Source organism: Mesorhizobium sp. B4-1-3, assembly GCF_006439355.1.
In the GTDB taxonomy this organism is placed as follows: Bacteria; Pseudomonadota; Alphaproteobacteria; order Rhizobiales; family Rhizobiaceae; genus Mesorhizobium.
Window position 1 is genome coordinate 203534 of sequence record NZ_VFTG01000001.1, and the last position, 12939, is coordinate 216472.

Sequence of the window (12939 nt, forward strand, 5' to 3'; positions counted from 1 at the left end):
TAGCGGTTCCGTTCGAGATTGCGCCAAACAAAGAGATTCTCCGCATCCAAGGCTCATGTCCCTGCCCGCAGCCATTTTCCGCAACGACGCGACCGCGCGTCAGCTGGTGTTCGAGCGGCCGCACGAGATCATTCTCGCGCACACCGCGGAGGAGTTCGCGCCGGCGCTCGAGCGGGCCCAGGCTGCTTCCGACGCCGGCAAATGGCTGGCGGGCTATTTCTCCTACGAAGCCGGCTACCTGCTCGAGCCGAAGCTGGTGCCGCTGCTGCCCGAAGGCCGCCGCGCGCCGTTGGTCTGCCTTGGCGTCTTCGATGCGCCCGACGAGCAAGAGGTCCCGCAATCGCGGGCGTCTGCCAGCAACGGGCCTATTTTCGATGCCAGGGCGACATGGTCCGCCGAGGACTATGCCGGCCGTTTCGCGCGCCTTCACAACCACATCCGCAAGGGCGATTGCTACCAGGGCAACCTCACCTTCGCGGTCCATGCGCAGTGGTCCGGCGATCCGCTCGCCGCCTTCGACGCGCTGACGGAACGCCAGCCGGTCAAATATGGCGCGCTGGTTTCGCTCGGCGATCCGGTCGTCCTGTCGCGCTCGCCCGAATTGTTCTTCGAGATCGATGCCGACCGCATGATCGAGACGCATCCGATGAAGGGCACCGCGCCACGCGGCGCGACCAAGGCCGAAGACGCGCGGCTGAAGGCCTTCCTGCGCAATGACGAGAAGAACCAGGCCGAGAACCGGATGATCGTCGACCTCTTGCGCAACGACATCTCGCTGATCAGCGAAGTCGGCACGCTGGACGTGCCGGAACTGTTCCGCGTCGAGACCTACCCGACGGTGCACCAGATGGTGAGCCGCGTGCGGGCGAAGCTGTTGCCCGACATCGGCATCCGCCAGGTCTTCGCGGCGCTGTTTCCTTGCGGCTCGATCACCGGCGCGCCGAAAATCCGTGCCATGGAAATCCTGCATGAGCTGGAAGACGCGCCGCGAGACGTCTACTGCGGCGCCATCGGCTGGATAGCGCCAGGCGGCAGGATGCGTTTTTCGGTGGCGATCCGCACCATCTCCCTCTTTGCCGACGGCCAAGCCGTCTACAATGTCGGAGGCGGCGTCGTCTTCGATTCCACCGCCGAGGAGGAATATCGGGAGTGTCTGTTGAAAGCGCGCTTCGCGACGGGAACGGTGCCGGCTTCGAGCTGATCGAGACCATGCGCTGGGAGCCTGGTTCCGGCTTCCTGCGCTCCGAGCGCCACCTGGCGAGGCTTTATGCATCCGCCGCCGAGCTCGGCTTCACCTGCGATCCCGGACGGATCGGCGAGGTGCTTTCGAACACCGTCGGGGGATACGGATTTGCCTTGCGCGTGCGCCTTGCCTTGCAGCGCAATGGCGAAGCGACGGCCGCCGCTCAAGCCTATGAACCGCTGCCGGCGGACAAGGTCTGGCGGCTGCAACTGGCGCGCATCCGCCTCGATTCCGCCAACACGCTGCTGCGCCACAAGACAAGCCTGCGCCAGGTCTACACGCAGGCGCGCGCCGAATATCTCGCGACCCGCGCCGATGAAGTGCTTTTGGCCAACGAGCGCGGCGAGCTCTGCGAGGGCACGATCACCAATCTCTTCGCCGATTTCGGCGACGGCCCGCTCACCACGCCCCGCCTCGACTGCGGCCTTTTGCCTGGAATATTGCGCGGCGCGCTTCTGGACGAAGGCCGCGCGGTGGAAGCAATTTACAGCTTCGACGATCTGACAGCGGCGAAGGCGGTCTTCGTCGGCAACTCGCTGCGCGGGCTGATCCCTGCGACTCTCGGCTGACTGGAGCCGACGACGATTTTCTGTTTGAAGAACGCATGACCATTCGCCAGCCGACCCACACGCCCTATGACGGGTCCTCGAAACTCTTCAACATCGGGCTGAAGCCGCTCGACTTCGACCGCTGGATCGAGGTCGATGAGTTCCTTTTGCCGCATCTGGCCGAAAAGCAGCGGCTCTATGCGGAAATCCCGGAAAAGGTCTTTGTCGAGGAAGACGGCACACGCGACGCTCAGCGCGAAGTGCTGGACCTGCTCGTCGCGCATCTCGAAGCCGCGCATCCCGGCACGCACCGCCGCAGCGGCGCCGAGCCGATCGGTTTCGAGGGGACGATCGGCAGGCTGCCTCCTGCCCTGCGCGGAGCGCCGCTGGCAAGGGCCTCGCTGCTCGTCCAGGAAGACCTGATCCTGATGCGTCGCGACGAGCGCGGCTGGCGGCTTGCCGCCGGCTCGCTCTGCTTCCCTTCGTCCTGGTCGTTGCGGGAAAAATTCGGCAAGCCGCTGCAGGAGATCCACGAGCCGGTGCCTGGGTTCGGACCCGGCACGCGGCCGGCCGAGCTCATCAACCGAATGTTCGACGGCCTGCAGGGCCAGGCGGTCGAGCGCTTCAACTGGTCGATCCAGGCGGGCGGTGCGCTCTATCATCCGCTTTCCAACGTCGAGCGAATCGACCGCGCCACCAACCGCCCGAGCCGCTTCCCCGACGGCGACGTCAAAGCCCATGCCTTCATCCGCGTCGAACGCCAGACGCTGCGCAAGCTCCCCGCTTCGCGCGACATCCTCTTCACCATCCGCATCCATCTCGATCCGCTCGAGCTGCTCATGCGCCATCCGGACCGGGCAGCGCTGGCCATCTCCTTCGCGGAGCAGCTCCTGGCCCTCGACCAGCAGCAACTCGATTACAAGGGCCTGACCGCCGACCGCGACCGGCTGGTCGAATTCCTCGGCGGCATGGCCCGCACGCCTTAACCAAGACGCCAGGCTGACTTGGCCGGCGATTGGCGCTTTTCGCTGGTTTATGACAATGATCTGTGGTGTAGCGCTTGGCCGTCGGGCGAAAGGCGCCCGGTTGCGCGTGTTTGAAGGAGTATGCGAAAAAATGGCGAATGAAAACTGGCCCGTTTACGGTGAAATCACCGGTCCTGTCGTGATGATCGGCTTCGGCTCGATCGGGCGGGGAACGCTGCCGCTGATCGAGCGCCATTTCAAGTTCGACAAGTCGCGCATGGTGGTCATCGACCCGCGCGACACCGATCGCAAGCTGCTCGACGAGCGCGGCATCACCTTCATGCAGGATGCCGTGACCGAGAAGAATTACAAGAAGCTGCTCACGCCGCTCCTGACCAATGGCGGCGGCCAGGGCTTTTGCGTCAACCTGTCGGTCGACACCGGCTCGGTGGACCTGATGAGACTGTGCCGCAAGCTCGGCGTGCTCTACATCGACACGGTCGTCGAGCCGTGGCTCGGCTTCTATTTCAACGCCGAGGCCGACAATGCCAGCCGCACCAACTACGCGCTGCGCGAGGCGCTGATCAAGGAAAAGCACGACAAGCCGGGCGGCACGACGGCGGTCTCCACCTGCGGCGCCAACCCCGGCATGGTCTCGTGGTTCGTCAAGAAGGCGCTGGTCAACCTCGCCACCGATCTCGGTCTCGAGTTTTCGGAGCCCGGCCAGGAAGATCGCGAGGCCTGGGCCAAGCTGATGAAGAAGGCCGGTGTCAAGGGTATCCACATCGCCGAGCGCGACACCCAGCGCACGAAGAAGCCGAAGCCGATGGACGTGTTCTGGAACACCTGGTCAGTGGAAGGCTTCATCTCGGAAGGGCTGCAGCCGGCCGAGCTCGGCTGGGGCACGCATGAAAACTGGATGCCGAAGAACGGCAAGAAACACAAGCACGGCTCCAAGGCGGCAATCTATCTCGAACAGCCCGGCGCCAACACGCGTGTGCGCAGCTGGTGCCCGACGCCGGGCGCGCAATACGGCCTTCTGGTGACGCACAACGAGTCGATCTCGATCGCCGACTTCTTCACCGTGCGCTCGAAGAAGGGCAAGGTCCAGTACCGTCCGACCTGCCACTACGCCTATCATCCCTGCAACGACGCCATGCTGTCGCTTGACGAGATGTTCGGCGCCGCCGGCAAGCCGCAGCCGGTCCACCATGTGCTCGACGAGAACGAGCTGGTCGACGGCGTCGACGAGCTCGGCGTGCTGCTCTACGGCCACGACAAGAACGCCTACTGGTACGGCTCGCAGCTGTCGCTGGCCGAGGCGCGCAAGCTCGCCCCCTACCAGAACGCCACCGGCCTGCAGGTGACTTCGGCGGTGCTCGCCGGCATGGTCTGGGCGCTGGAGAACCCGACCGCCGGCATCGTGGAAGCCGACGAGATGGACTACCGGCGCTGCCTCGAAGTGCAGTCGCCCTATCTCGGGCCGGTCAGGGGCTACTACACCGACTGGACGCCGCTCGATAACCGGCCGGGCCTCTTTCCCGAGGACCTGGACAAGGACGATCCGTGGCAGTTCCGCAACATTCTGGTGCGATAGCAGTCTGTCTGACCGGCCTCACCGCCTTGCAATCGCCCGGAAATCGGGCGATTGAGAAGGCGGACTGAGGAGAGGATTTTCACAATGACGATTGCGCGCAAACTGCTTTCGCTGGGCGCCGCGGCGAGCCTTCTGGCTGCGGCGGCCTGCACCACCACAGAACCTTCACAACCACTGCCCGCCGCCGCACCCAAGGGCGTCGAGGGGAACTGGATCGACGCCAAGGGCACCGGCCTGTCGACCTTCGCGGCCGGCAAGTTCACTACCGTCGCCACCGACACCGGCCAGAAGCTGTCGGAAGGCAGCTACACCATGACCGGAGCCACTTCGGTCGAGATCCACGGCACCTCGCTGATCCGCCAGACGCCGGTTAGCTTCAACTGCCTGATGGTCTCCACCAGCCAGCTCAACTGCACCAGCGCCGCCGGTCAGAACTTCGTGCTGACGCGCCGGGCCTAAGGCTGGCGAATGTCTCGTTGACGGGACGGCGGCGCGAGCCGCCGTCCTTTTTTGCCGGCAAACATCTCCCTGATTTGTGCTTGCATCGACCGGAATCCGATGTGAACATGACCCGGGGCTGACTGTTATTTTCCGGTCAAGCGGGGGCATTAAGCACGTCCCAGTCAGCTCATCCGGGAGACGAACATGAAGAAGATTGCCGCGATCCTGGCCCTGTCGGCCTCGGCACTCGGCCTATCGGCAGGCATGTCTTTTGCCGACTACACGCTGAACATCCTGCATTTCAACGATTGGCACAGCCGCATCGAAGGTAACAACAAATACGAGTCGACCTGTTCGGCCGACGAGGAGACCAAAGGCGAATGCATCGGCGGCGCCGGACGGTTGATCACGGCGATCGCTCAGGAGCGCAAGAAGCTCGAAGGCCAGAATGTGCTGCTGCTCAATGCCGGCGACAGCTTCCAGGGGTCGCTCTTCTACACCACCTACAAGGGCGCGGCGGAAGAGGAATTCCTCAATCAGATCAAGCCCGACGCAGTGACGCTCGGCAACCACGAATTCGACGACGGCGAGACCGCCCTGGTGCCTTACCTCGACAAGGCGAAATTCCCGATCGTCAGCGCCAATGTCGTGCCCAACGACAAATCCGGCGCCAAGGACAAGATCAAGCCTTCGATCGTCGTCGAGGTCGGCGGCCAGAAGATCGGCATCGTCGGCGCCGTCACCAACGACACGCCGGAACTCGCCTCGCCCGGTCCGAACATCGCCATCACGGACGACGTCAAGGCGATCACCGCCGAGGTCGAAAAGCTGAAGGGAGAAGGCATCAACAAGATCATCGCAGTCACCCATATCGGCTACAGGCGCGAGCGCGACGTCATCGCCAAGATCCCGGGCATCGACGTGGTGGTCGGCGGCCACAGCCACACGCTCCTTTCGAACACCGACCCGAAGGCCGAGGGACCCTACCCGACGATGGTCGACAACCCGGACGGCTACAAGGTGCCGGTCGTGCAGGCGGCGTCCTATTCGAAATATCTCGGCGAGTTCAAGGTCGTGTTCGACGACAACGGCGTCGTCAAGGAAGCCAGCGGCGCCCCGATCTATCTCGATAAGTCGATCACGCCCGATCCCGCCGTACTTGCCCGCATCAAGGAGCTTGGTGCGCCGATCGAGGCGCTGAAGAACAAGGAGGTGGCCGAGACCACAAAGGCGATCGACGGCAGCCGCGAGAATTGCCGCGCGCGCGAATGCGAGATGGGCAATCTCGTCTCCGACGCCATCCTCGACCGCACCAAGGGCCAGGGCGTCGAGATCGTCATCTCGAACGGCGGCGGCCTGCGTGCCTCTATCGACCAGGGCACGGTGACCATGGGCGAGGTGCTGACCGTGCTGCCGTTCCAGAACACGCTGGCGACCTTCAAGATTTCGGGCAAGGACCTGGTTGCGGGCCTCGAAAGCGGTCTCAGCCAGGTCGAGGACGGCGCTGGCCGCTTCCCGCAGGTCGCCGGGCTGAAATATTCCTTCGACAAGTCGGTCGCACCCAACGCCGGCCGCGTCAAATCGGTCGAAGTGATGGAGAACGGCGCCTGGACGCCGATCAATCCGGACAAGCAGTATCTGGTGGCCACCAACAACTATGTCCGCCAGGGCGGCGACGGCTACAAGGTCTTCGCCGACAAAGCGACGGATGCTTATGACTACGGCCCGGGCCTCGAACAGGTGGTGGCCGACTATCTCGGCGCGCATCGGCCCTATACGCCGAAGCTCGACGGCCGCATCACCGAGATCGCGGCAACGACGGCGGCGGCCGAGCCGGCCAAACCTGCCGAACCGGCAAAGCCTGCCGAAACCGCTCCCGCCGCCATCCAGGCGCCTGAAGGCGAGGCCGCAAAACCGGCCGAGGCTGCGCCGGCAAGCAGCGAACCGGCGATGCCGGCTCTGCCTTCCGGTTCCAGCGACATTGCCGGCACGCCGCCGGCCGTTCCGGCTGAAACCGCCCCGGCCGCGCCCGCCGAGGGCGCGGAGCCGGCTGAGACGGCGCCCGCGGCTCCGGCCGCGCAACCGGCAAAGCCGGCCGAGGCTGCCCCGGCAACCTCTGCTCCCGCCGAACCGGCCAAGGTCGCCGAAGCGAAGCCGGCAGAAACCAGCCACACCGTCGCCGCCGGCGATACCTATTGGGACCTCGCCAAGAAAGCCTATGGCGACGCCACCAAGTGGAAGCTTATCTCCGAGGCCAACAGGAACTTTAAGCCGCGCCGCCTGCCGCTCGGCGCGACGCTGACCATTCCCCCCGCCGCGAAGTAACATCTGGCCGGAACTGATCTCGGCCGCCTGGACAACCGGGCGGGTGTTCCTTTTCCAGGCACAAACACGATAAGGTGCGGCCAGACGCGGCATTGAAAACCGGCAGGGCATCGCTAGTTTCGCGGCGCTACGGAGACCGTTGATGACGCTTGCCAGCCCCACCGATGTCAAAGCCGCCAGGGCCGTCGGTCCGCTGTCCGCCGACGCCGCGGCGGTCAGGCCGGGCAAGATGGGCATCATGCTGGTCAATCTCGGCACGCCCGACGGCACCGACTTCAAGCCGATGTGGCGCTACCTGCGTGAGTTCCTCTCCGACCCGCGCGTCATCGAGCTCAACAAGGCGATCTGGTACCCGATCCTCTACGGGCTGGTGCTGACCACCCGGCCGAAGAAGTCCGGCGCCAACTATGCCAGGATCTGGAACCGCGAGATGAACGAGTCGCCGCTGCGCACGTTCACCCGCGCTCAAGGCGAGAAGCTGGCCGCCGCGCTCGCCGACCTGCCCGACGTGGTGGTCGATTGGGCGATGCGCTACGGCAATCCGTCGACGGCAAGCGTCGCCCAAAGACTGGTCGAGCAGGGCTGCGAGCGCATCCTCACTTTCCCGCTCTATCCACAATATTCGGCGACGACGACGGCGACCGCAAACGACCAGCTGTTCCGTGCGCTGATGAAGATCAGGCATGCGCCGGCGATCCGCAGCGTGCCGCCCTACTACGACGAGCCGGTCTATATCGAGGCGCTCGCCCGTTCGATCGAGAAGCACCTGGCGACCCTCGATTTCGTGCCGGAGGTGGTGATTACCTCCTATCACGGCATCCCCAAGCCCTATTCCGACAAGGGCGACCCCTACCGGGCGCATTGCCTGGAGACGACGCGGCTGCTGCGGGCGAGGCTCGGCTGGGACGAAAACAAGCTCATCACCACCTTCCAGTCGCGTTTCGGTGCGCAGGAATGGCTGCAGCCCTATACCGACGTCACGGTCGAGAAACTGGCCAAGGACGGCGTGAAATCCATCGCCGTCGTCAATCCGGGCTTCTCCGTTGATTGCATCGAGACGCTGGACGAGATCGGCCGCGAAGCGGCCGAAACCTTCCATCACGCCGGCGGCAAGAACTTCGCCCATATCCCCTGCCTCAATGACAGTGCCGAGGGCATGGCTGTCATCGAAGCACTGGTACGGCGCGAGCTCTCCGGCTGGGTGTGACCGGCTTCACCGACAGCTTGAAACCGGTGCGCAAAAGCCTTCGCTAACGATCACCTGATTGTAACATTGCGGAAACACACTTAAGTGATTCCGTGAGGTCGCCGCCTTTGAGGGAGAGAAGCGAAATGAGCTTTAGCGGTTTCGATATTGCGATAATGGTTCTTGTTGGACTTGTCGTTTTGGTGCTTTTCAAGGGCATTCGGACAATACCCCAAGGCTACAACTACACGGTTGAGCGTTTTGGCCGTTATACCAAGACACTAAGCCCCGGTCTCAATCTCATCGTTCCGTTCATCGACCGCATCGGTGCCAAGATGAACATGATGGAGCAGGTGCTCGATGTTCCCAGCCAGGAAATCATCACCCGCGACAATGCCATCGTCGGCGTCGATGGGATCGCCTTCTTCCAGATACTCAACGCGGCGCAGGCTGCCTACCAGGTCTCCGGCCTGCAGAACGCCATCCTCAACCTCACCATGACCAACATTCGCACGGTCATGGGTTCGATGGATCTCGATGAGTTGCTGTCGAACCGCGACGCCATCAACGAGCGCCTGCTGCGCGTTGTTGATGAAGCCGCGCATCCATGGGGCATCAAGATCACCCGCGTCGAGATCAAGGACATCAATCCGCCGGCCAATCTCATCGAATCGATGGGACGGCAGATGACGGCCGAGCGCAACAAGCGCGCGCAGATCCTGGCCGCCGAAGGTCTCAAGCAGTCGCAGATCCTCGAGGCCGAAGGCCGCAAGGAAGCCGCCTTCCGCGATGCCGAGGCACGCGAGCGCTCAGCCGAAGCCGAAGCCCGCGCCACGCAAGTCGTGTCGGAGGCGATTTCCAAGGGTGACGTCCAGGCCCTCAACTATTTCGTCGCCCAAAAATATACCGAGGCTCTGACCAGGATCGGCTCTGCCACGAACAGCAAGGTCGTGCTGATGCCGCTGGAGGCCTCCTCGCTGATCGGCACTCTCGGCGGCATCGGCGAGATCGCCAAGGAGGTCTTCAGGAACGAAGGCACCGCCGGCGCGCAAAGGCAGGCCGCCCGACCGCCGGTGGTTCGCCCGAGCGAGAATTGATGTCTTAAGGAACGCACTCATATGCTCGACCGCATTATTTCCGAACTGGGCCCGTGGAACTGGACGGTTCTGGGTATCGCCCTGCTCGTGATGGAAGTCGTTGCGCCGGGTATCTTCATGCTGTGGATCGGCATTGCCGCCCTGATCATCGGCGCCGTATCGCTGCTCATCTGGGACGCCGGGTTCTGGACGTGGCAAATCCAGGTTCTTGCCTTTCTCGCCCTATCGCTGGTTTCAGCCTATGTCGGCTCGAAGCTGGTCGGCAGTCGGCAGGATCCAACCGACCAGCCGCTGCTCAATCGCCGCGGCGCCCAAATGATCGGCAAGATGGCGACCTTGGCCGAACCCATCAAGGACGGCCGTGGCCGCGTCAAACTCGGCGATACACTATGGCGCGTCTCAGGCCCGGATCTGACGGCCGGCACACAGGTGCGCGTGACGGGAGCCGCTGATACTGATCTTGAGCTGACTGTCGAGGCTGTTTGAGCAGATAACCAGCCTCACCTGAATATCAGTGCGCCTTAAGCCGCGCCGATGCGCAGCAGGTCGTGTAGATGCACCAATCCCACGGGCCGCCCGCCCTCGACGACCATCAGGCTGGTGATGGCGGAGGTGTTGATCGTCTGCAGCGCCGTTGCCACCAGCGTGTCGGGGCTTGCGGTCTTCGGCTTCTTCGTCATCACCTGATCAACGCTCATCGAAAGAAGATCGCTGGCGATGTGGCGGCGAATGTCGCCGTCGGTGATGATGCCGGCCAGCGCGCCGTCGGCGGCGGTGATCGCCACGCAGCCGAAACCCTTGCGCGACAATTCCAGGATCGCCTCCCGCATGCCGGTTCCCGACGGCACCAGCGGCAGTCTTTCGCCGACATGCATGATCTCGCGCAGCTGCGTCAGATTGGCACCGAGTTGGCCGCCCGGATGGAAGGTGCGGAAATGATCAGGCGTGAAACCGCGCGCCTCGAGCAGCGCGATCGCCAGCGCATCGCCCATGACGAGTTGCAGCAAGGCGGAGGTTGTGGGCGCCAGCCCATGCGGACAGGCCTCAGGCACGGCGGGCAGGAGCAGGACCACATCGGCCGCCCGCGCCAGCGCCGAGTTCTCGCCGGAAGTGATTGCGATCAGCGGGATGGAAAAGCGCCTGGAATAGGCGACGATGCCCATCAATTCCTTGCTCTCGCCCGACCAGGACATGGCGATGATGGCGTCATCCCGGGCGATCATGCCGAGATCGCCGTGATTGGCCTCGGCCGGATGGACAAAAAAGGCTGGCGTGCCAGTCGAGGCAAGCGTGGCGGCGATTTTTGAGCCGATATGGCCGCTCTTGCCGACCCCGGTGACGATGACGCGGCCCTCGATCCGCGAAATCAGGTCGATTGCGGCGACAAAAGGCTCGGACAGCCCATTTGCGAGCGCGGCCGCCAAGGCCGCTACACCGGCCTGCTCCGTCGCCACCGTTCTCAGCGCCGATTCGATCGCAGCCTGCCTGTCCGGCTGCTTTCTTTCTGGGGACCCCGCATGCATAGGCGAAGCGATTAGCGCTTTGCCGCGCTCCTGTCCAACAGATTTGCCTTAGCCTCGGACGGGAGGGGCTCCGAGGCGGCTCTCTCAACCCTCCGTTAACCATCCGCATTTACGGTTCGGTAAGTATGGCGCAACCGCGCCGCGCAAGCAGTGGTGACGATGTCCGGGGGCCAGTCTGAAACAAAAATCGGTCGGAAGGGCATTGCCGTTGCAGCACTGCTGCTGACGGCAAGCGCGCTTGCCTTGCTGCGCCCGGCGCCTGCATTCTCGCAGGAAACCGAGCTGCGCGGCGAGGTTTCCGAATCGGCGATGCTCGCCGACCAGCAGCGCAAGGCCAGACAGTTGAGGGCGCAAGGGGCGCTGGATCAGAACGCGCCCGCCGCCGCAGCCGGCCAGGACACGGCCCCGACGACCTACCAGCCAGCAAGCCCCGGCGCCGTTCCCGATGACGATCAGACGGCGGACGCGACGGACAGCATCTTCGACCAGCCGCAGGCAACGGACGATCCATTGGCCGGTATGACGAAGCCGGCAAAACGGCGCCGGCCCTCGACCGCTGCTCAACGCGCTCGGGACGCCAAGACCGACACCAAGGCGGGCGCCAAGACCGCCGACAAGAAGAAGGCCAAGAAGAAGGCGGGCGAGGCTACCGACAGCACCACCACTGCCGCGACCGCCTCCACAGCCGAGAAGGCTGTTGCGGCAGCGGCCGAGGACGACGGCAGCAACCGCCGGGCCGTCACCATCGACAGCGTCGACAAGCAGAAGCTCGACCCGGGCCAGGAACGCACCGGCTCGATCGATGGCCAGAAGGTCAAGCCGGAGGAAGATTCTTTCGCTGCTCCCGGCGTCAAGGTCGGCACCTTTGTCTTCCGGCCGACGCTGGAGCAAGGCTTTACCGCGACGTCAAACGCCGATACCAGCAGCACAGGCAAATCCGCGGTTCTGTCCGAGACGGCGCTGCGTTTCACCGCGACCTCCGACTGGCGTGAGAATTCGGCTCTGATCACCGGCTACGGCCAGTTCCGCAACACCGTCTCGGGCGAAAAAATCAACGACGCGCAGGGCCGCATCGAAGGCCAGCTCAATGTCGACCTCGACAACGAGCTGCGCGCCATCGCCAAACTCGGCTATGAGGCAGCACCGGAATCGGCGTCCTCGCCGGATGCGATCGCCGGCGTCAACCAACAGCCGCTGCGCCAGACCCTGGACGGCAGCCTCGGTCTCGAAAAGAGTGTCGGCAAGATGCGCTACACGCTGACCGGTGCGGTCTCGCATGACTTCTATGGCGATGCCGAGCTCACCGACGGCACCACCATCTCGCAGAAGGACCGCAACAATACGCTCTACACCGCCACCTTGCGCACCGGCTATGAGATCTCGCCGGCGCTGACGCCCTTCACGGAAGTCGAGCTCGGCCGCAGGGTCTATGATCAGCGTCTCGACACTGACGGCTTTGAGCGCTCGTCGAAGCGGCTCGGCGCGCGTGCCGGCCTCGAGCTCGATATGGGCGAGAAGCTATCGGGCGAATTCTCCGTCGGCTGGTTGCGCGAGGCGATCGACGACAGCCGCCTGCCGGCAATCGCCGGGCCGTCCATCAATGCCGACCTCAAATGGTCGCCCGAACGCGGCACCATCATCGGGCTTACCGGCAAGACCAATGTCGAGACCACCACGACGGCGGACCAGAGCGGCGACATCCTCTACTCCGGCCGGCTGACGGGCGAGCGCCAAATCCGCGCCAACCTGACGGCGAACTCGGCGCTTGGCCTCGATTGGCGCGACTACACCGGCTCCGACGGCCACGATCTGATCCTGAGCGCCGAGGCCGGGCTGACATGGTGGCTGAACCGCTATGCCGGCCTCACCACGAAGGTGCGGACGGAGAAGCTGACCAGCAACCTGCCTGGACGCGATTATACGGCCAACAGCGTCTATCTCGGACTGAAGGTCCAGCGCTGACGCCTCTCAGTCTCGGACCCGGAGCGAACGCGCAGACCCGAAGGTGACGAAA

General features: G+C 64.1%; 11 protein-coding genes. 10 read left to right on the plus strand and 1 reads right to left on the minus strand.

The window, feature by feature from the left end:
- The first annotated feature begins 55 nt into the window (after positions 1-55).
- The 9 genes from FJW06_RS00985 to FJW06_RS01025 all read left to right on the plus strand — a co-directional run bounded on the left by FJW06_RS00985 (position 56) and on the right by FJW06_RS01025 (position 9888).
- On the plus strand, positions 56-1201 hold the full coding sequence (locus tag FJW06_RS00985; RefSeq protein WP_140746613.1) for an aminodeoxychorismate synthase component I: 1146 nt from the start codon (positions 56-58) through the stop codon (positions 1199-1201).
- Positions 1150-1812: an aminotransferase class IV family protein gene (locus FJW06_RS00990; protein ID WP_140746616.1), complete on the plus strand. Its 663-nt coding sequence runs from the start codon at positions 1150-1152 to the stop codon at positions 1810-1812. Before FJW06_RS00985 ends, FJW06_RS00990 begins: the two co-directional genes overlap by 52 nt.
- A 35-nt stretch (positions 1813-1847) precedes the next feature.
- Positions 1848-2777: a DUF3445 domain-containing protein gene (locus FJW06_RS00995; RefSeq protein WP_140746619.1), complete on the plus strand. Its 930-nt coding sequence runs from the start codon at positions 1848-1850 to the stop codon at positions 2775-2777.
- A 130-nt stretch (positions 2778-2907) separates the two neighbouring features.
- Positions 2908-4353: a homospermidine synthase gene (locus FJW06_RS01000; RefSeq protein ID WP_140746622.1), complete on the plus strand. Its 1446-nt coding sequence runs from the start codon at positions 2908-2910 to the stop codon at positions 4351-4353.
- Positions 4354-4437: 84 nt separating this feature from the next.
- On the plus strand, positions 4438-4812 hold the full coding sequence (locus FJW06_RS01005) for a hypothetical protein (protein WP_140746654.1): 375 nt from the start codon (positions 4438-4440) through the stop codon (positions 4810-4812).
- A gap of 186 nt (positions 4813-4998) precedes the next feature.
- Positions 4999-7119 carry a 5'-nucleotidase C-terminal domain-containing protein gene (locus FJW06_RS01010; RefSeq protein WP_140746658.1) on the plus strand — a complete coding sequence of 707 codons (2121 nt, stop codon included), beginning with the start codon at positions 4999-5001 and terminating at the stop codon, positions 7117-7119.
- A 142-nt stretch (positions 7120-7261) separates the two neighbouring features.
- Positions 7262-8326, plus strand: coding sequence for a ferrochelatase (gene hemH / locus FJW06_RS01015; RefSeq protein WP_140746661.1), 1065 nt, complete (start codon positions 7262-7264; stop codon positions 8324-8326).
- A gap of 125 nt (positions 8327-8451) precedes the next feature.
- Positions 8452-9402, plus strand: coding sequence for an SPFH domain-containing protein (locus FJW06_RS01020; RefSeq protein WP_140746664.1), 951 nt, complete (start codon positions 8452-8454; stop codon positions 9400-9402).
- A gap of 21 nt (positions 9403-9423) precedes the next feature.
- Complete coding sequence (locus FJW06_RS01025) at positions 9424-9888, plus strand: NfeD family protein (RefSeq protein WP_140746667.1); 465 nt, start codon at positions 9424-9426, stop codon at positions 9886-9888.
- Positions 9889-9923: 35 nt separating this feature from the next.
- Here the strand turns inward: FJW06_RS01025 and FJW06_RS01030 are convergent, their stop codons facing one another.
- Entirely contained in the window at positions 9924-10925 is a 1002-nt protein-coding gene (locus FJW06_RS01030) for a KpsF/GutQ family sugar-phosphate isomerase (RefSeq protein ID WP_140746670.1), read from the minus strand.
- A 159-nt stretch (positions 10926-11084) separates the two neighbouring features.
- On the opposite strand from FJW06_RS01030, the gene FJW06_RS01035 reads away from it, so the two are divergent.
- Positions 11085-12887 carry an outer membrane beta-barrel protein gene (locus tag FJW06_RS01035; RefSeq protein WP_140746673.1) on the plus strand — a complete coding sequence of 601 codons (1803 nt, stop codon included), beginning with the start codon at positions 11085-11087 and terminating at the stop codon, positions 12885-12887.
- The last annotated feature ends 52 nt before the right edge of the window (positions 12888-12939 follow it).